This is a genomic window from Aurantiacibacter odishensis, from assembly GCF_003605195.1.
In the GTDB taxonomy this organism is placed as follows: Bacteria; Pseudomonadota; Alphaproteobacteria; order Sphingomonadales; family Sphingomonadaceae; genus Alteraurantiacibacter; species Alteraurantiacibacter odishensis.
On record NZ_QYOS01000019.1, the window covers coordinates 1 to 24,481 of the forward strand.

At 64.8% G+C, this 24,481-nt stretch carries 23 protein-coding genes; 10 read left to right on the plus strand and 13 right to left on the minus strand.

Annotated features, from left to right (window positions below; all coding sequences use genetic code 11):
• The 6 genes from D4Q51_RS02090 to D4Q51_RS02115 form a co-directional block, all read right to left on the minus strand.
• On the minus strand, positions 1–1,305 hold the full coding sequence (locus D4Q51_RS02090; RefSeq protein WP_120076102.1) for a UDP-glucose dehydrogenase family protein: 1,305 nt from the start codon (positions 1,303–1,305) through the stop codon (positions 1–3).
• A gap of 40 nt (positions 1,306–1,345) precedes the next feature.
• Positions 1,346–2,341 (minus strand): NAD-dependent epimerase/dehydratase family protein, encoded by a 996-nt coding sequence (locus D4Q51_RS02095; protein ID WP_120076103.1) that lies wholly within the window; start codon positions 2,339–2,341, stop codon positions 1,346–1,348.
• Between the two features lie 110 nt (positions 2,342–2,451).
• Positions 2,452–3,492 carry a DNA polymerase III subunit delta gene (gene holA / locus D4Q51_RS02100; RefSeq protein WP_120076104.1) on the minus strand — a complete coding sequence of 347 codons (1,041 nt, stop codon included), beginning with the start codon at positions 3,490–3,492 and terminating at the stop codon, positions 2,452–2,454.
• Positions 3,489–3,995, minus strand: a complete 507-nt coding sequence (gene lptE / locus D4Q51_RS02105) for an LPS assembly lipoprotein LptE (protein ID WP_240624522.1) — start codon at positions 3,993–3,995, stop codon at positions 3,489–3,491. The genes holA and lptE overlap by 4 nt, the downstream gene beginning before the upstream one ends.
• Positions 3,992–6,505: a leucine--tRNA ligase gene (gene leuS, locus D4Q51_RS02110; RefSeq protein ID WP_120076105.1), complete on the minus strand. Its 2,514-nt coding sequence runs from the start codon at positions 6,503–6,505 to the stop codon at positions 3,992–3,994. Before leuS ends, lptE begins: the two co-directional genes overlap by 4 nt.
• A gap of 21 nt (positions 6,506–6,526) precedes the next feature.
• The gene (locus D4Q51_RS02115; RefSeq protein ID WP_240624538.1) at positions 6,527–6,937 is read right to left on the minus strand and encodes a DUF3576 domain-containing protein; all 411 of its coding nucleotides are present in this window, start codon (positions 6,935–6,937) and stop codon (positions 6,527–6,529) included.
• 383 nt (positions 6,938–7,320) lie between these two features.
• On the opposite strand from D4Q51_RS02115, the gene D4Q51_RS02120 reads away from it, so the two are divergent.
• The 3 genes from D4Q51_RS02120 to D4Q51_RS02130 all read left to right on the plus strand — a co-directional run bounded on the left by D4Q51_RS02120 (position 7,321) and on the right by D4Q51_RS02130 (position 9,212).
• Positions 7,321–8,115, plus strand: coding sequence for a hypothetical protein (locus D4Q51_RS02120; protein ID WP_120076106.1), 795 nt, complete (start codon positions 7,321–7,323; stop codon positions 8,113–8,115).
• Positions 8,116–8,232: 117 nt separating this feature from the next.
• Positions 8,233–8,955 carry an acetoacetyl-CoA reductase gene (gene phbB / locus D4Q51_RS02125; RefSeq protein WP_120076107.1) on the plus strand — a complete coding sequence of 241 codons (723 nt, stop codon included), beginning with the start codon at positions 8,233–8,235 and terminating at the stop codon, positions 8,953–8,955.
• Positions 8,955–9,212, plus strand: coding sequence for a ribbon-helix-helix domain-containing protein (locus D4Q51_RS02130; RefSeq protein WP_120076108.1), 258 nt, complete (start codon positions 8,955–8,957; stop codon positions 9,210–9,212). Before phbB ends, D4Q51_RS02130 begins: the two co-directional genes overlap by 1 nt.
• Here D4Q51_RS02130 and D4Q51_RS02135 read toward each other — a convergent pair.
• Positions 9,206–9,451: a hypothetical protein gene (locus D4Q51_RS02135; RefSeq protein WP_240624524.1), complete on the minus strand. Its 246-nt coding sequence runs from the start codon at positions 9,449–9,451 to the stop codon at positions 9,206–9,208. The two genes, D4Q51_RS02130 and D4Q51_RS02135, sit on opposite strands and share 7 nt — an antisense overlap.
• Positions 9,452–9,585: 134 nt before the next feature.
• Between D4Q51_RS02135 and galU the strand changes: the two genes are divergently transcribed.
• Complete coding sequence (galU, locus tag D4Q51_RS02140) at positions 9,586–10,473, plus strand: UTP--glucose-1-phosphate uridylyltransferase GalU (RefSeq protein WP_120076109.1); 888 nt, start codon at positions 9,586–9,588, stop codon at positions 10,471–10,473.
• Between the two features lie 79 nt (positions 10,474–10,552).
• Here the strand turns inward: galU and D4Q51_RS02145 are convergent, their stop codons facing one another.
• From D4Q51_RS02145 to glnE, 4 genes are all read right to left on the minus strand, one after another.
• Positions 10,553–11,224: a M23 family metallopeptidase gene (locus D4Q51_RS02145; protein WP_120076110.1), complete on the minus strand. Its 672-nt coding sequence runs from the start codon at positions 11,222–11,224 to the stop codon at positions 10,553–10,555.
• A gap of 151 nt (positions 11,225–11,375) precedes the next feature.
• On the minus strand, positions 11,376–12,164 hold the full coding sequence (locus D4Q51_RS02150) for a ferritin-like domain-containing protein (protein ID WP_120076111.1): 789 nt from the start codon (positions 12,162–12,164) through the stop codon (positions 11,376–11,378).
• 8 nt (positions 12,165–12,172) lie between these two features.
• Positions 12,173–12,649 carry a peroxiredoxin gene (locus D4Q51_RS02155; RefSeq protein WP_120076112.1) on the minus strand — a complete coding sequence of 159 codons (477 nt, stop codon included), beginning with the start codon at positions 12,647–12,649 and terminating at the stop codon, positions 12,173–12,175.
• Positions 12,649–15,315: a bifunctional [glutamate--ammonia ligase]-adenylyl-L-tyrosine phosphorylase/[glutamate--ammonia-ligase] adenylyltransferase gene (gene glnE / locus D4Q51_RS02160; RefSeq protein WP_120076113.1), complete on the minus strand. Its 2,667-nt coding sequence runs from the start codon at positions 15,313–15,315 to the stop codon at positions 12,649–12,651. Before glnE ends, D4Q51_RS02155 begins: the two co-directional genes overlap by 1 nt.
• A gap of 78 nt (positions 15,316–15,393) precedes the next feature.
• On the opposite strand from glnE, the gene D4Q51_RS02165 reads away from it, so the two are divergent.
• Positions 15,394–17,046, plus strand: a complete 1,653-nt coding sequence (locus tag D4Q51_RS02165; protein WP_120076114.1) for a M28 family peptidase — start codon at positions 15,394–15,396, stop codon at positions 17,044–17,046.
• A gap of 4 nt (positions 17,047–17,050) precedes the next feature.
• A complete protein-coding gene (locus D4Q51_RS02170) occupies positions 17,051–18,037 on the plus strand; it encodes an agmatine deiminase family protein (RefSeq protein ID WP_120076115.1) in 987 nt (328 codons plus the stop codon).
• 156 nt (positions 18,038–18,193) lie between these two features.
• On the opposite strand, the gene D4Q51_RS02175 is transcribed toward D4Q51_RS02170, so the two are convergent.
• Positions 18,194–19,273, minus strand: a complete 1,080-nt coding sequence (locus tag D4Q51_RS02175; RefSeq protein ID WP_120076116.1) for a helix-turn-helix transcriptional regulator — start codon at positions 19,271–19,273, stop codon at positions 18,194–18,196.
• Here D4Q51_RS02175 and cysD point away from each other — a divergent pair.
• The 4 genes from cysD to D4Q51_RS02195 are packed head-to-tail and all read left to right on the plus strand — an operon-like array spanning position 19,272 to position 23,744.
• Positions 19,272–20,276, plus strand: a complete 1,005-nt coding sequence (gene cysD / locus D4Q51_RS02180; RefSeq protein ID WP_120076117.1) for a sulfate adenylyltransferase subunit CysD — start codon at positions 19,272–19,274, stop codon at positions 20,274–20,276. The genes D4Q51_RS02175 and cysD overlap by 2 nt on opposite strands.
• The gene (cysN, locus tag D4Q51_RS02185) at positions 20,276–22,198 is read left to right on the plus strand and encodes a sulfate adenylyltransferase subunit CysN (RefSeq protein WP_120076118.1); all 1,923 of its coding nucleotides are present in this window, start codon (positions 20,276–20,278) and stop codon (positions 22,196–22,198) included. The genes cysD and cysN overlap by 1 nt, the downstream gene beginning before the upstream one ends.
• An 8-nt stretch (positions 22,199–22,206) precedes the next feature.
• Positions 22,207–22,944: a 3'(2'),5'-bisphosphate nucleotidase CysQ gene (locus D4Q51_RS02190; protein ID WP_120076119.1), complete on the plus strand. Its 738-nt coding sequence runs from the start codon at positions 22,207–22,209 to the stop codon at positions 22,942–22,944.
• A gap of 5 nt (positions 22,945–22,949) precedes the next feature.
• Positions 22,950–23,744, plus strand: coding sequence for a sulfite exporter TauE/SafE family protein (locus D4Q51_RS02195; RefSeq protein WP_120076120.1), 795 nt, complete (start codon positions 22,950–22,952; stop codon positions 23,742–23,744).
• Here the strand turns inward: D4Q51_RS02195 and D4Q51_RS02200 are convergent.
• Positions 23,741–24,481, minus strand: a complete 741-nt coding sequence (locus D4Q51_RS02200) for a sulfite exporter TauE/SafE family protein (RefSeq protein WP_120076121.1) — start codon at positions 24,479–24,481, stop codon at positions 23,741–23,743. The two genes, D4Q51_RS02195 and D4Q51_RS02200, sit on opposite strands and share 4 nt — an antisense overlap.

A 24,481-nucleotide genomic window follows, 5' to 3' on the forward strand; every position in this document is an offset into this window, starting at 1 on the left:
TCACCGCCCCACGGCGACGTATTCGAACCCGTGGCGTTCGACGTCGGTGCGGCTGTAGAGGTTCCTGAGGTCTACCAGCAGGGGCGTTTTCAGCAGGCCTTTCATGCGCTCCAGGTCCAATGCGCGGAAGGTGTCCCACTCGGTCACGATCACGGCGGCGTCGGCGCCGTCCATCGCTTCGTAGGGCCCCTCGCAATAGGTCACCTTGTCGATCACCTTCTTCGCCTGCTCCATGCCTTCGGGATCGTAGGCCTTCACCCTGATCCCTGCATCCTGCAACGCCTGCACCACGCTGATCGCGGGGCTGTCGCGCATGTCGTCGGTGTTCGCCTTGAACGTCAGCCCCAGCACCGCCACGGTCCTGCCGTGCTGGTCGCCGCCGCCAAGGGCATTGATGACCTTGCGCCCCATCGAGCGCTTGCGCTGGTCGTTGCTGGCGACAACGCTTTCCACGATCCGCAGCGGGCTTTCGTAATCCTGCCCGGTCTTCAGCAGGGCCAGCGTGTCCTTGGGAAAGCACGAGCCGCCATAGCCCGGCCCCGGCATCAGGAAACGGTTGCCGATGCGGCTGTCGAGGCCGATGCCCTTCGCGACATCGCGCACGTCCGCACCCACCTTCTCGCACAGGTCGGCGATCTCGTTGATGAAGCCGATCTTGGTGGCGAGGAAGGCGTTGGCGGCATACTTGGTCAGTTCCGCCCCGCGCCGGCTCATCACCACCAGCGGGCTCTCGTTGCGGGTGAGCGGGCGATAGATTTCCGCCAGCACCGTCTCGGCGTGCTCGTCGTTCACACCGATCACTACGCGGTCGGGCCGCTTGAAGTCGTCGATTGCCGCGCCCTCGCGCAGGAACTCGGGGTTGGAGGCGACGGAGAACTCGAGATCGGGCGCGGTCTCGCGGATGATGCGCTCCACCTCGTCACCCGTGCCGACCGGCACCGTCGACTTGTCGACCACCACCACGCCTTTCGGCAGCAGCGGCGCCATCTCTTCGGCCGCGGCATAGACATAGGACAGGTCCGCATGGCCATCCCCGCGGCGGCTGGGCGTTCCCACTGCAATGAACACCGCGTCCGTTCCCGGCAGCGCCTCGGCAAGGTCCAGCGTGAACGCCAGCCGCCCGGCTTCCACGTTCTTCGCCACCAGCTCGTCCAGCCCAGGCTCGAAAATAGGGATTTCGCCAGCCAGCAGCGCGTCGATCTTCGACTGATCCTTGTCGACGCACACGACCTCGTGACCGAAATCCGCAAAACAGGCGCCGGAAACAAGGCCTACATAGCCGGTTCCGATCATCACGATACGCATTACATACTCCCGGTTAGCCGCTTGGGGCTGTGTTCAGGCTTCACACCCTATAATGGTCACGGTACCAACGCACGAAGCGCGGCAACCCATCTCCTATGTCCGTTGTCGGCCTGTAGCCGAGGTCGCGGCTGATCGCATCGATATCGGCGTAGGTGCGCACAACATCGCCCGCCTGCATCGGCTGCCATTCGATCTCCGCCTTCTTGCCACACGCATCCTCCAGAATGGCTATCAGATCGGTCAGTTTTTCCGAACGATGATTTCCGATATTGTAGAGCGCGTGCGGCGAGTATGAGCCCCCCGGTTTCACCGCACGATCATCAGCAGGCGGATGGTCCAGCACCGCCAGGACCCCGGCGATGATGTCGTCGATGTAGGTAAAGTCCCGCCACATCTCGCCCTGATGAAAAACCTGGATCGGCTGACCCGCGAGAATCTTCTTCGTGAAGAGCCAGTAGGCCATGTCCGGCCTTCCCCAAGGCCCGTAGACGGTGAAAAAGCGCAGCCCCGTCAGCGGAAGGCGATAGAGATGTGCGTAGCTCTCGCTCAATAGCTCGTCGGCGCGCTTCGTCGCGGCGTAGAGGCTGACGGGGTGGTCTGCCCGGTCGTCCACGCTGAACGGCACCTTGTCGTTGCCGCCGTAGACGCTGGAAGAACTCGCATAGACCATGTGCTCGACACTGCGGCGGCGCGCGATTTCGAGCAGGTTGGCATGGCCGACGACGTTCGACTGGATATAGGCTGCGGGGTTCTCCAGTGAGTAGCGAACCCCGGCCTGAGCACCAAGGTGCACCATGCGATCGATCTGCTCGCCAGCCAGCGCCGATTCGAGCGCGGCCATGTCGGCGAAATCGAGCTTGTGGAACGTGAAGGCGCCGCCGAGCTTATCGAGCCGGGCCAACCGGGCCTTTTTAAGCGAAGGATCGTAATAGGCGTTGCAATTGTCGATGCCGATAACGCTGTCGCCGCGCGCCAGCAGGCGTTCGGCAAGCGCCGAGCCGATGAAACCGGCAGCTCCTGTTACCAGAACCTGCATGTGTCATCGTCTCCAATCTATCGGCCGGGTGAAGCGCCCCAAGTGACAGGGGCCCGATGATATCGCAATGCAAAAAATCCCCGGTGCCGGGACTTTGCTGCTCCGCCTGATTAACGTCCCGTGCGAGCAGCGGCGTAGCGGGCGATCTGTGCCAGCTCCTGCGACAGGATCAGTTCTGCCGACTGGCTGTTGGCCAGCAGCGAGCGATGCAGTTCGCACAGCCGCGGGACTAGCCTTTCCAGCTTGCCGCCGCGCCAGCGTTGCAACTGGTCTCCCACTTCGCGGTGCTCACGGAAGAACACACCCTGCGATTTGAGGAAGCCCTGCATGTCATCGCCAGGGCGCAGGTTCGCCGAAAGCCGCGCCAGTTGCGCCGCCCGCCGCTCCAGCGCCAGCGCAACGCCGACGGGGTTGAGTGACACTTCGCGAAGGCGCCGCAGTTCGCCCGGCAGCTTGCGCACTTCGCCACTGAGCGCTGCGTTGACCAGCGGCATGAAGCCGTCTTCCTCGGTAGAGGCGCCGATCATGTCGAAGTCATCCATATTCGCCTGTTTGGGCGACTGCGGCGAGGCATCGAGATAGAGCGCCAGCTTGTCGACCTCGGACTGCGCCAGCCGCACGTCGAGTCCCGCGGCATGGGCGATACGTTCGGCAAGGTTGCCGTTGAGGCGCATTCCCGCTGCATCGGCCATTGCGCGCACGTCTGCGGTGACGGAGCGGAGGTCCGGCGGATAGAACACCGCCGCCAGCGCATCGCCGCGCTTGATCAGCAGCTTGGCGCTGCGCGACTTGTCCGTGGCGGAGGTGGCGACGATGAAGATGGGCCAGGCATTATCCGCCTCGCCCCTGTCGGCCAGTTCACAATAGGTATTGATGGCCTCGTAGGCCTCGTCCCCGGTAACGCGGGCAAGAATGTGACGCGAATCGCCGAACAGCGAGGTGGAGCGGGCCTCGTCCAGCAGTCGGGCGGGGTCCGATTTCAGGTCCTGCCCCGAGAGTTCTACTGTTTCCCCCGGATCGTCGAGGCGAGCGATCAGTTTCTTCGCTGCGGCGGAAGCCCCGGCCTCGTCGGCGCCACAGAAGAAACAGATGCGCAGGCCCTTGCCCGCTTTTTGCGCGGCCTGGGCGTAATCGCGTTGAGTGGCCTTCATTGCCGCTCGCGCAGGGTGCGGGTGATGCGAACGACGATCTGGTCCGCCACTTCCTGCGAAAGGTTTTCCAGCGCCGTCTGTTCAGCGGCGATAGTGGCGAATTCGCTGGAAACGACGTCGATCCCCGCATCCGAACCTGCCGTGGCATCGATTAGAATCGTGTCGGTGGTTACGTCCACCAGTTGGTATCGCGCACGAAGAATGCGGCGCTGGCGACCGATGGTGTCGTCGGTCAGCAGGCCGAGGCCTTCGAGATCGTCGTCGAGCACCACGTCGAGACGGTATTGCGAGGTGCTGCCGCTGGCGCCGCGTCCCAGCCTGTCGGTAAGCGCGTTGCGCACCAGCCAGCCTTCGCGGCCCGGTATCGCGGGAACGTCGATCGCGGCAAGTTCGCGCGCCACATAGCCGTCACCGCCGCCTGCGTAGATGGGCTGTAGGCCGCATCCGGCAAGGGGCAGGGAAAGCGCGGCAAGGGCCAGTAAAAGGCGAGACGCGCGCCTCACGTGACGATGTTCACCAGCCTGCCGGGCACCACGATCACCTTCCTGATTTCCGCGCCATCGATCGAACGCTGGACCTTCTCGCTGGCAAGCGCAAGCGCCTCCAGATCCTCTTTCGTTGCGTCCTTGGGCGCGGTCAGCGTGTCGCGCAGCTTGCCCTTGTGCTGCACCGCGATGGTGACTTCGTCGTCCACCAGCAGCGCAGGGTCGACCTCGGGCCAGTCAGCTTCGGCAATCAGGCCCTCGCCGCCCATTGCCGCCCAGCCTTCCTCGGCAAGGTGCGGCATCATGGGAGAGGCCATCAGCAGCAGGGAGCGGATCGCGAAGTTGCGGTCTGCCGAGGCGTTCGCCTTTTCAGCGGCGCTGGTGAGTTCGTAGATGCGGGCGACTGCCTTGTTGAAGGCGAGTGCTTCGATATCCTCGGCAACGGCGGCGATGGTCTGGTGCGTCTTGCGCAGCAGATCCTTGTCCTCGCCGCTCGCGCCGTCCTCGTACTTGCCGAACAGACGCCACAGGCGCTGGACGAAACGGCCGCAACCCTCGATCCCGGCTTCGGACCACGGCAGGTCGCGCTCGGGTGGCGAATCCGACAGCATGAACCAGCGCACCGCGTCGGCGCCGTAATCGCGGATGATGTCTTCCGGGTCGACGACGTTCTTCTTCGACTTGGACATCTTGATGACCTTGCCGATAGCAACCGGCTGGCCATCGGCCTTCAGCGTCGCGCCCTCGCCGGTGCGTTCGACTTCGCCCGGCGTGTAATAGACCTCGCGCGGGCCGTCCTTGCGGCTGTAGGTCTCGTGCGTCACCATGCCTTGCGTGAACAGGCTGGCGAAAGGCTCCTTCACCTCCAGCTTCCCGCAATGCGCCAAGGCGCGGGTCCAGAAGCGGGCGTAGAGCAGGTGCAGGATCGCGTGCTCGATCCCGCCGATGTACTGGTCCACCGGCATCCACTGGGCGACTTCGTCAGCGTCGAATGGCTTGTCAGTCGGCTGACTGGCGAAGCGCAGGAAATACCACGAAGAATTGACGAAAGTGTCGAGCGTGTCCGTCTCCCGCTCCGCCTTGCCGCCGCACTTGGGGCACTCGGTATGCTTCCAGGTGGGATGGCGCAGCAGCGGGTTGCCTGGCTGCTCGAACGAAACGTCCTCGGGCAGCTTCACCGGCAACTGGTCCTTGGGCACCGGCACCACGCCGCAAGCATCGCAATGGATGAACGGTATGGGCGTGCCCCAGTACCGCTGGCGCGAAACGCCCCAGTCGCGCAGGCGCCAGACGGTCGTACCCTTGCCCCATCCGCCCTGTTCGGCGCGGGCGATGACTTCGGCCTTGGCCTCTTCCACGCTCTTGCCGTCGAGGAAATCGGAATTGACGAGCACGCCCTCGCCCGCCTCCGCCTCGCCCGCGAAGGGCTTGCCCGCTTCGTCCACGCTGGGCGCGACCACGCGCGGGATCGGCAGGCCGTACTTGGTGGCAAATTCGAAATCGCGCTGGTCGTGCCCCGGCACCGCCATGATCGCGCCGGTTCCGTAATCCATCAGCACGAAGTTCGCGATGTAGAGCGGCAACTGCGCGCCAGTGAACGGATGCGTCGCGGTGATGCCGGTGTCGAAGCCCAGCTTCTCCGCCGTTTCCAGTTCCGCCGCCGTGGTGCCGCCCTTCTTGCACAGGGCGATGAATTCGCGCGCCGCTTCGCTATCCAGCGATTGCGCAATCGGATGGTCCGCAGCCACGGCGACGAAGCTGGCGCCGAAGATCGTATCGGGCCGCGTGGTATAGACAGGCAGCTTCTCGCCGTTCGAAAGGTCGAAGGCGAATTCGAGGCCCTGCGACTTGCCGATCCAGTTTTCCTGCATCAGCCGCACCTTCTGCGGCCAGTCCTTCAGGGTATCGAGCCCGTCCAGCAGGTCCTCGGCGAACTGCGTGATCTTCAGGAACCACTGGTTCAGCTTGCGCTTCTCGACATCGGCGCCCGAACGCCAGCCCTTGCCGTCGATCACCTGCTCGTTGGCGAGCACGGTCATGTCGACAGGGTCCCAGTTGACCTCGCTTTCCTTGCGGTAGACGAGGCCGTTTTCGTAGAGGTCGATGAACAGCGCCTGCTCGTGACCGTAGTATTCCGGATCGCAGGTGGCGAATTCGCGGGACCAGTCGAGCGCGAAGCCCAGTTGCTTCAACTGGCCTTTCATCGTCTCGATGTTGTCGTAGGTCCAGCCGCCGGGGTGGACGCCCTTTTCCATCGCCGCGTTCTCGGCAGGCATGCCGAACGCGTCCCAGCCCATCGGGTGCAGTACCTCGCGCCCGCGCATCTTGTGATACCGCGCCAGCACGTCACCCATGGTGTAATTGCGCACGTGGCCGATGTGGATGCGCCCGCTGGGGTAGGGGAACATCTCCAGCACGTAGCTTTTCGGCTTGTGGCTGGTGCTGTCGGCCTCGAAGCACCGGGCTTCGTCCCACGCACGTTGCCAGCGCCCGTCGGCGACAGACGGATCGAATCGTTCAGCAGTCATGGTCGTGCCCCTTAAGGCGAATTAGCTGACAGCGGAACGCCTGAGGTCGCGCGCCTTGGTGAGGATGATGTCTTCCAGCCGCTGCACGGTGGCGGCCTGAACCGGCGCGTCCACCCAGGTGCCGCCCTGCATCACCTGCCGACTGGCGGCGACGCGCAGGGCATCGGCTCGCAGGTCCTGATCGAGGATGGCGACGGAGACCTTCACCCGTTCGTTCGGATTGTCGGGAGAGGCATACCAGTCCGTCACCAGCACGCCGCCGTTGCTGTCCGCCTGCGTCAGCGGCATGAAGCTAAGCGTTTCGAGGCTGGCGCGCCAGAGATAGGAATTCACCCCGATGGAAGTGACGCGGGCAGCAGCCAGGTCGGTCTGCAAGCGTTCGTCATTGCCGCCGCCGCATGCCGACAGCGCGAAGGTTGCCGTGCCCAGCATGGCAGCACCAGCTATCTGGCGGGAAAAGGTGCGGAGTGAGGAAAAAGCCATCATTGGTCCTGTAAACGAGTATTCGCGGTCGCCAGCCTCTATAACGGGCATGTCGCCCGCGGCAAGGCGAAGCGGCCCCCGCAGCTACGAAGGCGGGCACAAAAACGAACATCTGCCGTGAATAGTCGCTTAATCGCTATCTCCGACCGTTCTCCACGGCAGTCTAGCGGCGTGTGGAAAACCGGCAACAGTCCGGGAAAAGGCATTCGGTTTGAAAGCGATGTCTGGAATTCGTCTTGATTCCGTCGTAGCAGAAGGATTGCTTGATGCGACTCGGAACAGGAACCGACAGGTTCATCGTGAGTCCATGGGCAGAGGGATAAAGAGGCATCATGTTGAAGTTGCGCAAAGGTCTGGCAGGAAAGGCGACGCTCGCTGCGTCTGCCGCGCTGCTTGCCGTCGCGCTTCCCAGTGCCGGCCTCGCCTTCGTGTCGCTCTCCGATTCGGACAGCGTACAGGAAGCTGGCGAGGCTCTGCTTGCTTTCACCCCTGCCGATGGCGACCCGCGACTTGCGCAAGCCATTGCCGAACGTCGCGGCTCTGCCACGATGATGCGCTTCACGCCGGCAGGTGCTGCCAGCGCGCCCGGCGCACGCAGCGTGACCGTGGCCGTTCGTGTCGACCAGCAGACCGCCGATGCCCTGGCCGCAAGTTCCCTGGTCGCACCGCGCAACGCCGATACCGGTACTGCTGGCCTGCGCGTTGCGCCGACGCGTTACAATCTCGGCCTCGCCCGTGGCTATTCCAGCTTCGCGGCGGCACCCGTTGCCGGCCGCACCGAAAGTGCGACGCGCGCCGTTTCGGCTCCGTCGCTCTCGCGCAATCTTTCCAGCGCGCGCATTCCCGACCTTGCCCAGTTCACGCCGCGCACCAGCACGCGCGAGGAACCGAGCCGCTTTGCCGCGCGCATCGATCTCGAGCAGGACAAGACGGCAGACGATGTCGCCGTTTCGGGCGAAACCCTGCGCGACCAGATGCTGGACGTTGGCGGCAGCTACCGCCTGACGCGCAACCTCGATATTACCGCGGGCGTGCGGTACGAGCAGGACCGCGACCTGATCAAGGTTCCCGATCTCGACCAGCAGGACAGCCAGGCCGTCTACGTCGGCACGCAATTCCGCTTCTGATCGCCACAGAAAATACTGTCTTCCTACAGACCCGCTTCGGCGGGTTTTGTTTTGCGCGTGATGCAAGTGGCGGCTACGCTTCATGCAACTCACCAAAGCGAACGAAGGGGATATCTCATGGCACACGTAGCAGTCGTTACCGGCGGCACTCGCGGCATTGGCCGCGCAATTTGTGAGGCGCTGAAGGAAGACGGCTTTACCGTGGTGGCCAGCTATGCCGGGAACGATGAAAAGGCCCGCGCCTTCACTGACGAAACCGGCATCCCCGCCTACAAGTTCGACGTTGGCGATCACGATGCGACGCTGGCCGCCTGCGAGAAGATCGCCGCCGAAGTCGGCCCGATCGACGTGGTGGTGAACAACGCCGGCATCACCCGCGACGGTACGCTTCTCAAGATGAGCTACGAGGACTGGGAGGATGTGATGCGCACCAACCTTGGCGGCTGCTTCAACATGGCCAAGGCGACCTTCGCCGGAATGAAGGACCGCAAGTGGGGCCGCATCATCAACATCGGCTCGATCAACGGCCAGGCCGGGCAGTACGGCCAGGTCAACTACGCTGCGGCCAAGAGCGGCATCCACGGTTTCACTAAGGCATTGGCGCAGGAAGGCGCACGCTACGGGATCACCGTGAACGCGATCGCGCCGGGCTACATCGATACAGACATGGTCGCCGCCGTGCCTGAGAACGTGCTGGAGAAGATCGTCGCCAAGATCCCTGTCGGCCGTCTCGGCAAGGCCAGCGAGATCGCGCGCGGCGTGGCTTTCCTTGCTTCGGAGGACGGCGCCTTCGTTACCGGGTCGACCATGTCGATCAACGGCGGCCAGCACATGTACTGATGCGCGTGCCGGTGGCTGACCTCTATCATCCGCCGGTCAAGCGTTCCGTCGAGATTGCGGGGCACAAGACCTCGATCAGCCTCGAACCGCTGTTCTGGGAAATGCTGAACGCCGTCGCCGCTCGCGAGGGCCTGCCGCTCAATGCCGTGGTTGCGCGAATCGACGCCGAACGCATCGAGGCCGAGCATCCGCCCGGCCTCGCGACAGCCATCAGGTTGTGGCTGGTTGACGACTTGCGTCGTCAGTTCGATCAGTAGTTTGCTGGCGGATCGCTGGCCGGGAAAGTCTCGTCCAGTTCCTCGTCCACTTCGTCCCAGGTGTCTTTCTTGGGCTTGTCGGCCATGGCATTCGGACCGGCGTTGCGAACCTGCTTGAAGTTCGAACCACCGGCCTGATTGGCCGCAAAGGCCTCGTTCTGGTGGTTGCGGATGTTCCTGTCGTAATAGCGATAACCGGCGTACCCCAGGGCACCCAGCGCTGCGAGCTTGATAAGCATGACGCATAACTCCTTTCTCGTGTCTTCAACGCGTGACATGGCCGAAAGTTCAGGGTGATAATTCACCGGGTCCACCTTTCGACACGGCGCGATCACGGTTGACCGCACCGATGCCGCACTGCACAAACATATGCATGACTACGCGCAAACCGATCCGCAAAGCCGTTTTCCCCGTTGCAGGCCTCGGCACCCGCTTTCTGCCCGCTACCAAGGCCATTCCGAAGGAGCTGCTGCCGATCGTCGATCGCCCGCTGATCCAGTACGCGGTGGACGAGGCGCGCGAGGCGGGGATCGAGCAGATGATTTTCGTCACCGGGCGCGGCAAGACCGCCATCGTCGAGCATTTCGATGTCGCCTACGAACTGGAAAGCACGATGGAGGAGCGCGGCAAGGACATGTCCGTGCTCGATCCCACGCGCGCAACGCCGGGCGATATCATCACTGTGCGCCAGCAGGTGCCGCTGGGCCTCGGCCACGCGATCTGGTGCGCCCGCGCTATCGTGGGTGACGAGCCCTTCGCCATCCTGCTGCCAGACGAGATGATGGTGGGCGACGCCGGCGCCAGGGGCGGCTGCATGAAGCAGATGGTGGAAGCCTACAGCGAAGTGGGCGGCAACCTGATCTCGGTGCTTGAAGTGCCGCACGACGAGGTATCCAGCTACGGCGTGATCGATCCGGGCGAGGAGCGCGGCAACCTGACCGAGGTCAAGGGCCTGGTCGAGAAGCCGCCCGTCGACGAGGCACCGTCTAACAAGATCGTCTCCGGCCGCTACATCCTGCAGCCCGAAGTCATGCGTACGCTGGAGACGCAGGGCAAGGGTGCCGGCGGTGAGATCCAGCTTACCGACGCGATGGCGCGCATGATCGGCAAACAGCCCTTCAACGCCGTGACGTTCGAGGGCCGCCGCTTCGATTGCGGCAGCAAGCTGGGCTTCGTGGAAGCGACGCTGGCGCTGGCGCTGGAGCGGGAGGACATGGGCGACCAGGTGCGCGCCATGGCACAGCGACTGCTCGCCCAGTAGGTCACAAGAAACGCAGCCCCCCGAAACGAAAAAGGCGGACCGCGAGGCCCGCCTTTTTCATGTCAGCGTGACGAGAGCCTTACTCGGGGCCGCCGCGTGCAGCCTGCTCGTCATCGGTGGTTTCGAGGTGCGCCACCATGTAGGGAATGGGATTCACCGCTTCGCCGGCAACGCGCACTTCGTAGTGCAGGTGCGGGCCGGTGGAACGGCCGGTCGAGCCGATGTAGCCGATGAGGTCGCCCTTGCGGACCTGCTGGCCATCGCTGACGGTGTAGCTGGAGAGGTGGGCGTAGCGCGTTTCCAGATCGCCGCCGTGGCCGATCTGCACGTAGTTGCCGTAGGAGCCCCAGTACTTGGCCATCTCGACCATGCCATCGGCAGTTGCGTAAACCGGCGTGCCGCGCGGGGCGGCGAGGTCGACGCCGTTGTGCTGGCGGCGCTGGCGCAGGATCGGGTGATCGCGCATCCCGTAGCCGCTGGTCAGCTGCACGCCGTCGACCGGCATGCGCGAGGGAACCGAGACGGCGATGCGCGGCGCGGCGATGATATTGCCGGTCGCGGTCACGCGGCCGCCTTCTTCAAGGTCTTCCCAGCTGGCGAACAGTTCGGTGAATTCCTCGTCGTCACCCAGGGGTGCCTGGGCCACGGTGTTGGTGTCGATCACGCCATTGGCGGGGGCTTCATCGGCCATGGCAGGGCTTGCAACAGCAGCGGTGCCCATGGCGAGAATGGTAGCAATCTTGACGAGCATACGATCCCTTTTGCTTCGTCAGGCGCTTTCCAACGCCCTTTCGGTTTCTATGGCGACCCGGCGTCCCCGGCTCTTCATTTCGTCCATTTTTTTCGACCCTGCGGAACCTCCCGCCGTGTCTGTGAGTATGGGTTATGAGGGCAAAGGTTAACTACACAACAGTTTCGTAGAGATCGCGCGACAAACCGGCAGCAAGACGCGCCGAGTCGTTGAATGGCGGTCTCAGCACGCCTTTGAAGTGGCGATTCACCAGCATTTTCCAGTGATTCTTCGGCTCTTTGCCGTGCGTGCGACAAAAGACGTCGAAATGTCTTGCCCCCGCAGCGACGTGGCGGATTTCATCGTCAAGGATTCGTTGGAGGATCTTTGCGCCGCGTAGATCGCCCTGCGATTCGACCCGGGCGAGCGTGCCGGGCGTCACGTCCAGCCCGCGCGCTTCCAGCACCATCGGCACCACCGCCAGCCGCGCGCCGGCATCGTGCGCGGTTTCCTGCGCCGACAGCCACAGCCCGGCATGGACGGGAAGATCGCCATAGGTCGCGCCCATCGTCGCGAGATGCCGCTCTATCAGCGCGAAGTGCATCGCCTCGTCCGCCGCCACGGCAAGGAAGTCTGCAACGAAGTCCTCGCTCATATTCGCCCCGAATCGCCCGACAATGTCGAGCGCGAGGTCGATGGCGACAAATTCGATATGCGCGAGGCTGTGCCACAGCGCGATGCGGTTGCGATCAGAACCGCCCTTCCCGCGCTTCGGCATCCGGCCCGGCGGCAGAATCTCCAGACCGTCCGGCCAGGCGGGATGGTCCGGCATCGGAACGGAAAACCCGGTGGGCAGCGCGCCCCGTCGCCAGCCGCGCACCAGAGCGCGGGTGGCCATCACCTTGCCGCGCTTGTCGCCGGTGAGCAGGGCTGCGCGGATTGCTTGCGACAGGTCGGTCACAAAAAGGCTTACAGCGCCTTGGCGGCTTCCAGCACTTCGTCCACGTGGCCCTTCACCTTCACCTTGGGCCAGACGCGGGCGATCTTTCCGTCCGTATCCACGAGGTAGGTGGTTCGCACCATGCCCATGAAGGTCTTGCCGTACATCTTCTTCTCGGCCCAGATGCCCAGCGCATCGGACAGGCCGCCGTCTTCGGGATCGGATGCGAGCGGCACGGTCAGGTCGCGCTTGGCGATGAACTTCTCGTGCCGGGCATAGGGGTCCTTCGAAACGCCGAGCAGCGCGGTGTTGGCGGCCGCGAACTCGTCCTTCGCCTGGCTGAATTCGATATTCTCGGTCGTGCAGCCGGGCGTCATGTCCTTGGGATAGAAGAACAGCACCAGCTTATGCCCGCGAAAGTCGGAGGGTTTCACCACCGATCCATCCGCGCCTTCCATCGCCACGTCGGGCATCATGTCGCCTTCGCCGGGGAAATTGTTGCTCATCAGTCGATCTCCAGTATCTCGCCGAAATGTTCGGCCCATTGCGCGGCGATGCCTTGCCTTGCCTCGTGCAGCGATTGCAACAGGGCCTTATAGCTATCCTTGCCGCAGGCCTGGGCCAGCACCGCCCGATGCGCCTCTGCCGGCTCCGCCCCGTCAGGCGCGAACAGGCGCACGGCGACGAGGTATCGCGTTATCGCGAGGTGGTGGCGGACATAGTCTTCAGGCAGCAGCCCCTCGGCGGCCAGCCCGGCAACCGCTTTCTCTATGGCCGGATCGAAGCCCAGCCCCTCGCGCAGTTGCAGGTAGTGGATCAGGAATTCGGAATCCACCAACCCGCCGCGCATCAGCTTCACGTCCAGCGGACCCTTGGGAGGCTTGGCCGCCAACATCTCGTTCCGCATGTTGAGGACGTCGGCCTTTAGCTTTTCCGGATCACGCGGATCGCACAGCACTTCGCAGATCAGGTCCGACAGCTTCTCCTGCGCCGCCGGGGAGCCGTAGATGGGCCGCGCACGGGCCAGCGCCATGTGCTCCCACGTCCAGGCCGATTCGTGCTGGTAGCGGGCGAACGCCTCGAACCCTGTCGCCAGCGGTCCCTGCGCGCCCTGCGGCCTGAGGCGCGTGTCGATCTCGTACAGCGCGCCCTCGGCAGTGGGCACGCTGAGCGCCGCCGTCACCCGCGCGGCGAGACGGTTGTAATAGAGCGCGGTGGAAAGCGGGCGCTCGCCATCCGATTCAGCTCCTGCCTCCGCCGGATCGGTGAACAGGAACACCACGTCGAGATCGCTGGCATGGGTCAGCGCGCCGCCGCCCAGCCGCCCGAGGCCGAGGATCACCAGTTCGCTGCCGGGAATGGTACCGTGCTTGGCGCGGAAATCGGCAATGGCGACATCGGCTCCGGTACGCACGGCGGCCTCCGCCACGCGGCACAGCCCCTCCGCGATTTCCAGCGGGTCGTGGCGGCATTCCACCATCTGCGCGCCCAGCGCAAAGCGCTCCTCCCCCACCACCTGCCGCAGCCGGTCGAGACGGGATTCGGTATCGCTGTCCTCCGCCGCTTCCATGCGCGCGGCGAGGGTCTCGATGGAGCCGGGCAGGTCGAGCGCGTTGGGGTCGATCAGCGCGTCGAGCAGTTCCGCGCGCCGCGCCAGCGCGTCGGCCAGCGGCTTAGCCAGCGTGAGGATACGCAGCACGCGGTCGAGCAAGCCGGGCCGCTGCTCGAACAGGCGGAACAGGTTGATGGCGGTGGGCAGCCGCTCCAGCAGCGTTTCCCAGCGGGCCATGGCATGATCCGGATCGGGCGCGGCGGCGAGCGAGGTGAGCAGTTCGTCCTCGATTGCGGCGAAAGCTATGCGCGCCTCGTTGGAACGCAGGGCGCGCAGCGTGCCGCGCCAGTGCTCGACGCGGGCCTCGAAATGCTCTCGGAAGTCGGCGGGCACGGAAACGGTGGTGCGCGTGTCCTCGTCGTCCTCGCCGAGCAGGTCGTCATAGCGCTCTGCCACCCGGTCGCAGATGGCGCGCACTTCCTCCACCAATGCGGCCCCGTCGGGCAGGCCGTCGAGCCGGGCGACATTGTCGATCTTCTCCGCGCTGTCGGGGAAGGAGTGGGTCTGCCGGTCGGACACCATCTGGAAACGGTGCTCGATGGTGCGAAGACGGTCGTAACTCTCGCCCAGCACGCGCGCGTCCTCCGCGCCGATGACCTGCGCCTCGGCCAGCGCATCCAGCGCCGCGCGGGTGCCGCGCTGGCGCAGGGCCGGCTTGCGCCCGCCGTATATGAGCTGGTGGGTCTGGGCATAAAACTCGATCTCGCGAATGCCGCCGCGGCCCTTCTTGATGTCGAAACCCGGCCCCACTTCGCGCGTGCCTTTATAGGCCTCGCGGATACGCATGGTGAGACGGCGCACTTCCTCGATGGCGGTGAAATCGAGGCTGCGACGCCACACGAAGCTGCGGATTTCGTCGAGAAAATGCTCTCCTGCGGCGATGTCACCTGCCGCCGCGCGGGCGCGGATGTAGGCGGCGCGTTCCCATGCCAGCGCGCTCGATTCGTAATGCGAGATTGCGGCGTTGAAGGATATGGCGAGCGGACTGACTTCGCTGGCGGGGCGCAGCCTGAGGTCGACGCGCAGCACGTAGCCATCACCGGTGGGCTGGCCCAGCATCTCCACCACCTGCCGCGCGTACCGCTGCGCCGCCTCGCCCGGCTCGTCCCGCTCGCGCCGGGCGAGGCGTTCGGGATCGAACAGCAGTATGGGGTCGATATCGGAGGAATAATTGAGTTCGTGCGCGCCCTGCTTGCCCAGCGCCAACGCGGTAAAGCCGCTGGTATCGGCGTCCTCCACCCGCTTTCGCACGACGGCCAGCATGGCGGCATCGAGCGCCCGGTCGGCAAAGTCGGAGAGTTCCGTGACGACCTTCGTCAGATCGAAAGCCCCCGCAAGATCGCCGATCGCCAGCACCAATGCGAGCGAGAGGCGTTCGCGACGCAGGGCGGTGCCGGTGTCCTCCACCCCCTCACCTTCCGCCTTGGCCATGGTGAGAGCATCGTCACCGCGCCCCTCCCGCAGCAGCGCGACGAGATCGGCGCGGTTGTCCATCGCGCGCTTCAGGAACGGAGAGTGCGCCTCGGCGCGTTGCAGGGCGGATTGCCAGTCGACTGTCATTGCCGCGAGTCCTGCCCTTGCCCCCCGCCCGTGGCAATGCCAAATGGGCCGCTGATGATTTCGCCTGAAAGGAAATCCATGATCCGGATCGCCGCCACGCTGGCCCTGTTGCCGCTTGCTGCCTGTGCCACGACACCCGACACGCAAGGCGAGCAGGCTGTTCCTCCGCTTTCGCTGGAAACGATGAAGGAAACCGTGCGCACGCTGTCCTCCGACGCGTTCGAGGGCCGGATGCCGGGAACGCCGGGCGGGCAGATGACCGTGGACTACCTCGCCCGGAAATTCGCGGCGGCGGGCCTGCAGCCGGGCAACGGCGATTCGTGGTTGCAGGAAGTGCCGCTGGTGGAAATCACCGGCAGCGACTTCGCGCCGCTGACAGTCGGCGACCTCCAGTTGCAACATGGCGAGGACTGGGTCGGTGTATCCTACCGGCAGACGCCCACCACCACGCTGGCGGACAGCGAGATCGTGTTCGTCGGCTACGGCATCAACGCGCCGGAACGCGGCTGGAACGACTACGAAGGCGTAGACATGACGGGCAAGACCGCGCTGATCCTCGTCAACGATCCCGACTACATGGCAGAGGGGCTGGACGGCCCCTTCGGCGGCCGCGCCATGACCTATTATGGCCGCTGGACCTACAAGTACGAGGAAGCCGCACGGCAGGGCGCTGCTGCGGCCATCATCGTGCACGAGGATTTTCCCGCCAGCTACGGCTGGAACGTGGTGGAATCGAGCTGGTCCGGCCCGCAGGCCTATGCCGATACCGGCGGCGACGGATCGGACCAGACGCTGATGAACGGCTGGGTCCAGCTGGATGCCGCTGAGGCCATCGCCGAACAGGCCGGGATGGACCTTGCCGAGATGACGCGCGCTGCCTCGCAACCGGACTTCGAGGCTGTGCCATTGGGCGTTACCGCCTCCACCAGCTTCACCAATTCCTATCGCCGCTACACCTCGAACAACGTGATCGGCGTGCTGCCGGGCACGCAGCGTCCCGACGAGGTCATCCTCCACACCGCGCACTGGGACCACCTCGGCCGCTGCACGCCCAATGCGGCGGGCGACGACATCTGCAACGGCGCGGTGGACAACGCCACCGGCACAGCGGGCCTCGTCGCGCTGGCAGAGGCGCATGTCGAGGTCGGCGCGCCCGATCGCAGCCTGGTGTTCCTGGCGGTGACGGCGGAGGAATCTGGCCTGCTGGGCGCGGAATATTATGCGTCGAACCCGGTCTATCCGCTGGACCGGACAGTAGCGGGCATCAACATGGATGGCATCGCCGTGCGCGGGGAATCGCGCGACGTGAACGTGCGCGGCGGCGGCAAGAGCGATCTCGACGCCTACCTCACCACCGCGTTGCAAACGCAGGGCCGCACCGCCTCTCCCGATCCGGCACCGGAAGCGGGGTACTACTACCGCTCCGACCACTTCCCGATGGTGAAGCGCGGCGTGCCGATGTTCTACGTGAAATCGGGCCTCGACCTGGTGAACGGCGGCACCGCCGCTGGCGAAGCTGCGGAAGCCGCATACCGCGCCAATGCCTATCACGGGCCGGACGACGAGTACGATCCCAACTGGGACTGGTCGGGTTTGATGCAGGACCTCGACCTCTACTACCGTCTCGCGCGCGATCTGGCGGGCACCACCGACTGGCCGGAATGGTACGAAGGCGACGAATTCCGCGCCGTGCGCCAGCAAAGCTGCGCCGCGTCGCCGGAAGGGTGCTGAGAGCATGGCCTTTCTGATGCCCGCCGAATGGGCGAAGCAGGACTGGATCTGGATCGGCTTCCCCGCCCACGGCGATCTTTGGGAAGAGAACCTCGCGCCCGCGCAGGAGCAGATGGCAGCCTTTGCCAATGCCGTTGCCGAAACCGGCCAGCAGGTACGGCTGGTGGTGCGCGATGCGGCGGCGGAAATGCGCGCGAAGCAGCTCGTTTCCGGCAACGTGCAGTTCGAGCGGCATCCCTACGGCGACATCTGGCTGCGTGACACCGGCCCGCTCACCGTGCTCGGCCCCGATGGCGAACGCCGTGCGCAAGGGTTCGGCTTCAATGGCTGGGGCGGGAAATACCTGCTCGAAGGCGATCTGGAGACCGGCCCCTCGCTCGCGGACGCAGGCGGCCTGCCCTATTCGCGCGCGGACTGGATCCTCGAAGGCGGCGCGGTGGAGAGCGACGGCACCGGGCTGGTCGTCACCACAGAGCAATGCCTGCTCAATCCCAATCGCAATCCCTCGCTTTCGCGCGAGGACATCTGGGCGAACCTCCAGCGCGACCTCGGCTTCGATCGCATCCTGTGGCTGGGCGACGGGCTGGCGGGCGACCATACCGACGGCCACGTAGACAACCTTGCGAGGCTGGTCGGTGAGAACACCATCGCCATTCCGCGCGCCACTACGCCGGACGATCCCAACGCCGCCGTCTACGACGATGCCCGCGCCCGCGCGGCAGACTTCGGGCTGACCGTGCGCGACATCCCTTCTCCTGGATGGATGGGTGAAGGCGACGAGGCGGAACCTGCCAGCTACATGAATTTCGCCATCTGCAACGACGTGGTTGTGGTGCCGACCTACGGCTGCGCCCACGACGAGGAGGCAGTGGCAGCCGTGGGCGACCTGTTCCCCGGCCGCGTGGCCGTGGGCCTTCGCGCCGACGCGGTGCTGACCGGCGGGGGCAGCTTCCATTGCGCCAGCCAGCACGTGCCCGCGGCGAAATCTTAACCAGTTGTTAGGATTTGCAGGGCTATCCCTCGGCAATGGACCACGCAATCGCCTTCACCCGGCAGACCATAGCCGTTCCGCACGACCTGCTGCGCAGCGCGATCGTGTGCGGCTGCGCGCTGGCCGTGATCCTCGCCAGCTAAGGCTTCTGCGTCCCTAGTGCACGGTCAGCGCGACGACGCTGGTGAGCACTCGGCGCATGAAATCGACCTGTCCCTTTGCGCCAGTCTTGGCATAGATCTTCTTCGAATACTGCCGCGCGCTCTCGATCGTGAGGCCATGCTTCTGAGCCGCGTCGGCGATGGAAATGCCCTGCGCCAGTGACCATGCGAAGCGCGCCTCGCTCTGGGTCAGCTTGAACACGTCGACGAGTTGCTGGCACCTGTCGGCGGAAGAACTCTGGTCGCCGCGGAAATAGACCACCGCCACTGCCTTGCCGCCCGCCGATAGCGACGCGACCCGAACCGGCGAGACAAGAATGTCGATCCAGGGATCCTGACTGAGATTGACGGCGCGCGGGCGGGCGTCCGGCTTGTCGGCAAATTCCTTCACCAGTGCGGTAAGCTCGCGATCGATAGCGGGTGCGGAGGGTGTCAGCCTGCCGTAGGGCCCCTGCCTGAGCGACCCGGTGCGGCTGAGGAAACGCTCGGCCTGCTCGTCCATGTCGACCACGTGACAGCGGCGGTCGACCGCGATCCAGCCGAAATCGATGTGACTGAACGCACCCGCCGTCATCGAGGCGCGGGCCCGTTCCTCCTCCATCCGCGCCAGCACACGAAGCGCCACACGCATGTGCGGCACCAGCGCCGAAAGCAGCGCGCTGGCGGACGGGGGAATGGCCTCGCGCGAGGAAAGGGCCAGCCAGACGTTCAGTCCGCCCGGATCGCTCAGGCGCACGGCCCGTATGTGGGCAATGCCCGCCGAGCCCAGCATCGTGCGCGCCGGGTCCCGTTGCCTCTCCCCCGCGCTCTCCAGCATTTCAGCCAGGCTGTAGACCCGCCCTTCGCGCATTGAGCCTGCCGCAAGAAGGTTGCGCAGTCCTCCCGGGGGCGAGCCGGGCGCTGCCGTCAGATGAATGGTCGATGCACTGTCGGGGGCGTGGATCAGCAGGCTGGCATCGTCGCATCTCGCCGCCAGTTTCAGCCGCTTGAGGAACGTGTCCCACATCGGCTTCTCGAACATGCCGTCGTGGAGGGGCACGAGCAGTTCCGTCTCGCCAAGATTGGGTATCCGCATGGCAAATTTATATACCTCCCATTTGGGAAGTCAAAACAGTAGCAGGCCACCTTATTGCGATGCACAAGATAACCGCGAGGCCCGACGCATGACCGCAGCACTCACCCATCTCCAGCGCCTCGAGGCAGAGGCGATCCACATCATCCGCGAAGTGGCGGCAGAGGCCGAGAAGCCGGTGATGCTCTACTCCATCGGCAAGGACAGCGCGGTGATGCTGCATCTGGCGAAGAAGGCGTTCTACCCCTCGCCGCCGCCCTTCCCGCTGCTGCATGTCGACACCACCTGGAAGTTCCAGGACATGTATGCCCTGCGCGAAAAGGCCGCGCAGGATGCCGGGATGGAACTGCTGGTCTACCAGAACCCGGAAGCGAAGGAGCGCGGGATCAACCCGTTCGACCACGGCCCGCTGCATACCGACATGTGGAAGACCGAAGGGCTGAAGCAGGCCCTCGACCTCTACGGCTTCGATGCGGCTTTCGGCGGCGCGCGCCGCGACGAGGAAAAGAGCCGCGCCAAGGAACGCGTGTTCTCCTTCCGCACCGCCAGCCACGGATGGGATCCGAAGAACCAGCGCCCTGAGTTGTGGAACCTCTACAACGCGAAGAAGAAGAAGGGCGAATCGATCCGCGTCTTCCCGATCTCCAACTGGACCGAGCTGGACGTGTGGCAATACATCCAGCTGGAAAACATCGAGATCGTGCCGCTCTATTTCGCCGCGCCGCGCCCTACCTTCATCTACGAAGGCGGCCTGTTCATGGCTGACGATATCGAACGGCTGGAAAAGGTGATGGGCACTCGCCCCGAGATCACGACCCGGTCCGTGCGCTTCCGCACGCTGGGCTGCTTCCCGTTGACGGGCGCTGTGGAAAGCGAGGCAAGCACGCTGTCCGAAGTGATCCAGGAAACGCTTCTCACCACCACCAGCGAACGGCAGGGCCGCGTGATCGACAAGGATGCGGGCGGCGCCGGCATGGAGAAGAAAAAGCAGGAGGGGTACTTCTGATGACCGAGCAGACAACGGACGCGATCTACAAGACCGACGCGCTGATCGCCGAGGATATCGATACCTACCTGGAAACCCACCAGCACAAGACGATGCTGCGCTTCATCACCTGCGGCAGCGTGGATGATGGCAAGAGCACTCTGATCGGACGCCTGCTGTACGATTCGAAGATGATCTTCGAGGACCAGCTCGAAGCGCTCAGCAACGACAGCAAGAAGGTCGGTACGCAAGGACAGGATATCGATTTCGCGCTGCTGGTGGATGGCCTGGCGGCGGAGCGCGAGCAGGGCATCACCATCGATGTCGCCTACCGCTTCTTCAACACCGAAAAGCGCAAATTCATCGTCGCCGATTGTCCGGGGCACGAGCAGTACACGCGCAACATGGTGACAGGCGCCTCCACGGCGGACCTTGCCGTGGTGATGATCGATGCGCGCAAGGGCGTGCTGGTGCAGACGCGGCGGCACTCCTATTTGTGCAACCTAATCGGCATCAAGAACATCGTGCTGGCGGTGAACAAGATGGACCTGGTGGATTACAGCCAGGACGTGTTCGACCAGATCGTGGCCGATTATGCGAAGTTCGCCGAGGAAATCGGCATCGAGAGCTTCACCGCCATGCCGATCAGCGGCTTCAAGGGCGACAACATCACGTCTGCGCCCAGCGCCAACACGCCGTGGTACGAAGGGCCGAGCCTCGTCGAGCACCTGGAAAGCGTGGAAGTGCTGTCGGAAGTTGCGGCGGACAAGCCGTTCCGCATGCCGGTGCAATGGGTGAACCGCCCCAATCTCGATTTCCGCGGATTTTCCGGGCTGATCGCCACCGGCTCCGTCAAGCCGGGCGATGCCGTGCGCGTTCTGCCTTCGGGCAAGACCAGTACGGTGAAATCGGTCGTCACCTTCGATGGCGATCTGGATGAAGCCGTGGCCGGCCAGTCCGTCACCATCACGCTGAACGACGAGATCGACTGTTCGCGCGGCGACGTGCTGTGCGTGGCCGACAATCCGCCCGAAACCGCCGACCAGTTCGAGGCCACGATCGTCTGGCTGAACGACGAGGACATGCACGTCGGGCGCGGCTACTGGCTGAAGATCGGCTCGCAGACCGTGTCTGCCACGGTGCAGCAGCCCAAGTATCGCATCGATGTAAACACGATGGACGAGCTGGCGGCGAAGACGCTGTCGCTGAACGATATTGGCGTGGCGGAAGTCTATTCCGACAAGCCGCTGGTGTTCGAGGCTTACGAGACGAACCGCACGCTGGGCGGCTTCATCCTGATCGACAAGATCACTAATGCCACGGTTGCCGCAGGGATGCTGAACTTCAGCCTGCGCCGCAGCCAGAACGTGCACTGGCAATCGACCGACATCACGCGCGAACATCACGCGCAGATGAAGAACCAGACGCCGCGCGTGCTGTGGTTCACCGGCCTCTCCGGCTCCGGCAAGTCGACCATCGCCAACGAGGTGGAAAAGAAGCTGGCGCTTATGAACCGCCACACCTTCCTGCTGGATGGCGACAACGTGCGCCACGGCCTGAACAAGGATCTGGGCTTTACCGAAGCCGACCGGATCGAGAATATCCGCCGCATCGGCGAAGTCGCCCGGCTGATGACCGATGCCGGTCTGATCGTGCTCACCGCCTTCATCAGCCCGTTCCGCGCGGAGCGGCAGATGGTGCGCAGCATGCTGGAGGATGCCGAATTCATCGAGATCTTCGTCGACACTCCGCTGGAAGTGGCGGAGGAACGCGATGTGAAGGGCCTTTACAAAAAAGCCCGCGCGGGCGACCTCAAGAACTTCACCGGGATCGACAGTCCGTACGAGCCGCCGGTAAATCCGGAAATCACCGTCAACACGGTGGAGATGACGCCTGCCGAGGCTGCCGATCACATCATCCAGCAAATCCTGCCGCTCAAGTGAGGACCAGCATGACAGACGCCGAACTCGCCGCTCAGCTGGCCCACCATGCGGGCCAGATCCTGCTCCAGGTCCGCGCGTCCGGAATGATCGAGGGCAAGCCGCTCGGCAAGGCGGGTGACGAGACGGCGAACCAGTTCCTCGTCCACGCCCTCAGGCACCAGCGACCCGACGACGGCCTGCTGTCGGAAGAGAGCAAGGACACGGCAGAGCGGCTGGACAAGGAGCGCGTCTGGATCATCGATCCCGTCGACGGCACCCGCGAATACGGCGAGGCACGCACCGACTGGGCCGTGCACGTGGCCCTGGCGATCGGCGGCAAGCCCGAGATCGGTGCCGTGGCACTCCCCGGCCTCGGCGAAGTCCTGCGCACCGACCAGCCTGTCGCCGTTCCGGACGCCGCCGAGACGCCGCGCCTCGTCGTCAGCCGCACGCGCCCGGCTGCCGAAGCCGTGGCCGTGGCCGAACGCATCGGCGGCGAACTGGTCGCCATGGGCAGCGCCGGGGCGAAGGCCATGGCAGTCGTGCGGGGCGAAGCCGAAATCTACCTGCACTCGGGCGGCCAGTACGAATGGGATAGCTGCGCGCCCGCCGCCGTCGCCATGGCGCACGGCCTGCACTGCTCGCGCATCGATGGCTCCCCGCTCGTCTACAACCAGCGAGATACCTACATGCCCGACCTGCTGATCTGCCGACCAGAATGGGCAGAGCGGGTGCTGGCCGAAGTGAGGGATCTGGCTTCGGCCTGACATCTATGCTGGGGGGCATAGATCTGGGCTATTCCGTCGCGGGGGCTTTCGTCAGCTTCCTCGTCGGCCTCACCGGCGTCGGCGGCGGTTCGCTGATGGCGCCGATCCTGATCCTGCTGTTCGGCATCAACCCGGCGGTCGCCATCGGCACGGACCTGTGGTTTGCCGCCATCACCAAGATCGCTGGTGGAGCTGTCCACCACCGTCTCGGCACGGTGGACTGGCTACTCGTGAAACGGCTGGCGCTGGGAAGCATCCCCGTCGCCGTGCTGACACTGCTGTGGCTGTGGCTGATCCAGGGCGGGCGGCTCGACAGCACGTTCCTGATGCGATTGCTCGGCGGCGCGCTTCTGCTGACGTCCGTCCTGATGATTTGCAAGCCCAAGATCCAGCCCGCCATGCGCAAGCTGAAAGACAGCCTCGGGCCGACAATCCGCTCGCAGCAACTGGTGCTTACCGTGGGGAGCGGCGCGGTGATCGGCGCGCTCGTCACGCTCACCTCGGTGGGCGCGGGCGCGCTGGTGGCCGTGGTGCTGGCGATGATCTATCCGCTGCGCCTCTCCACCAAGACCATCGTGGGCACCGATATCATGCACGCCGTCCCGCTCACGCTGGTGGCGGCGACCGGCCACAGCTTCCTCGGCAACGTCAACGGATGGCTGCTGGCCAGCCTCCTGATCGGTTCGATTCCCGGCATCATTCTCGGCTCACTGGCGAGTGGCCGGGTCAACGAGAACCTAGTGCGCTATGCCCTGGCGGCGATGCTGGCGGTCTCGGCAATCAAGATGATCGCGGCCTAGCCCGCCAGCTTCCACAGCGCGCCAACCGCTGCGCCGCCCAGCACCAGCGCGGTGGCGACCTGCCATTGCCGCTGGCTCACGCGGCCGAAGGCGCGGTGCCCGAACCAGTCGCCCAGCAGCACAGCGGGAAACAGCAGAGCGGCCAGTTCCACTTCGGGCCAGCCGCCCACGTCCAGCCAGATGAACAGCAGCGCCGATAGCGGCGTCAGCACCAAGAAAATCGCCATCATGGAGGCACGTGCCACTTTCGGCTCCAGCCGCCCGCGCAGGTAGAAGGGCGCCATCCCCGGCCCCGGCATTCCGGCGAACCCGCCAAAGAAGCCGGTGAAGAAACCCGACAGCGCCATCGCCGGGCGGCGCGGCATGGCAATCTTTCCCAGCGGCACCACCACCAGCACGAACGCGCCGAGCGAGACGAGCGCGATCAGCACGCGCGCCCACGCAGGCGCCAGGGCGACCAGCGCCCACATGCCGAGCGGCATGCAGGCAAGCGCCAGCAAGGTGATCGGCACGGCGGAAGAGCGGTCCGCATCGCGATAGATTCGCCTTACATCGGTCAGGCCGATCAGGAACAACGAGACGATGCCCACCAGCACCGCGGCGCTGGGCGCGACCGCCAGTTGCAACACCGGCACCAACACCACCGAAAGGCCAAAGCCTGCAAGACCGCGCACGAACCCCGCCGCAATGGCCGCGAGCACGGCGACGAGGACTGCCTCGATGGGAAAGCCGAACAT

Coding starts and splice junctions, on each gene's coding strand:
- glnE (WP_120076113.1), bottom strand. CDS start 15,315: ATGACAGTCGACTGGCAATCCGCCCTGCAACGCGCCGAGGCGCACTCT.
- D4Q51_RS02135 (WP_240624524.1), bottom strand. CDS start 9,451: ATGCTTATCAAGCTCGCAGCGCTGGGTGCCCTGGGGTACGCCGGTTAT.
- cysD (WP_120076117.1), top strand. CDS start 19,272: ATGGCAAATTTATATACCTCCCATTTGGGAAGTCAAAACAGTAGCAGG.
- D4Q51_RS02115 (WP_240624538.1), bottom strand. CDS start 6,937: ATGCTGGGCACGGCAACCTTCGCGCTGTCGGCATGCGGCGGCGGCAAT.
- D4Q51_RS02120 (WP_120076106.1), top strand. CDS start 7,321: ATGTTGAAGTTGCGCAAAGGTCTGGCAGGAAAGGCGACGCTCGCTGCG.
- holA (WP_120076104.1), bottom strand. CDS start 3,492: ATGAAGGCCACTCAACGCGATTACGCCCAGGCCGCGCAAAAAGCGGGC.
- D4Q51_RS02195 (WP_120076120.1), top strand. CDS start 22,950: ATGCTGGGGGGCATAGATCTGGGCTATTCCGTCGCGGGGGCTTTCGTC.
- cysN (WP_120076118.1), top strand. CDS start 20,276: ATGACCGAGCAGACAACGGACGCGATCTACAAGACCGACGCGCTGATC.
- D4Q51_RS02155 (WP_120076112.1), bottom strand. CDS start 12,649: ATGAGCAACAATTTCCCCGGCGAAGGCGACATGATGCCCGACGTGGCG.
- D4Q51_RS02095 (WP_120076103.1), bottom strand. CDS start 2,341: ATGCAGGTTCTGGTAACAGGAGCTGCCGGTTTCATCGGCTCGGCGCTT.
- leuS (WP_120076105.1), bottom strand. CDS start 6,505: ATGACTGCTGAACGATTCGATCCGTCTGTCGCCGACGGGCGCTGGCAA.
- D4Q51_RS02130 (WP_120076108.1), top strand. CDS start 8,955: ATGCGCGTGCCGGTGGCTGACCTCTATCATCCGCCGGTCAAGCGTTCC.
- phbB (WP_120076107.1), top strand. CDS start 8,233: ATGGCACACGTAGCAGTCGTTACCGGCGGCACTCGCGGCATTGGCCGC.
- galU (WP_120076109.1), top strand. CDS start 9,586: ATGACTACGCGCAAACCGATCCGCAAAGCCGTTTTCCCCGTTGCAGGC.
- D4Q51_RS02090 (WP_120076102.1), bottom strand. CDS start 1,305: ATGCGTATCGTGATGATCGGAACCGGCTATGTAGGCCTTGTTTCCGGC.
- D4Q51_RS02165 (WP_120076114.1), top strand. CDS start 15,394: ATGATCCGGATCGCCGCCACGCTGGCCCTGTTGCCGCTTGCTGCCTGT.
- D4Q51_RS02170 (WP_120076115.1), top strand. CDS start 17,051: ATGGCCTTTCTGATGCCCGCCGAATGGGCGAAGCAGGACTGGATCTGG.
- D4Q51_RS02190 (WP_120076119.1), top strand. CDS start 22,207: ATGACAGACGCCGAACTCGCCGCTCAGCTGGCCCACCATGCGGGCCAG.
- D4Q51_RS02200 (WP_120076121.1), bottom strand. CDS start 24,481: ATGTTCGGCTTTCCCATCGAGGCAGTCCTCGTCGCCGTGCTCGCGGCC.
- D4Q51_RS02175 (WP_120076116.1), bottom strand. CDS start 19,273: ATGCGGATACCCAATCTTGGCGAGACGGAACTGCTCGTGCCCCTCCAC.
- D4Q51_RS02145 (WP_120076110.1), bottom strand. CDS start 11,224: ATGCTCGTCAAGATTGCTACCATTCTCGCCATGGGCACCGCTGCTGTT.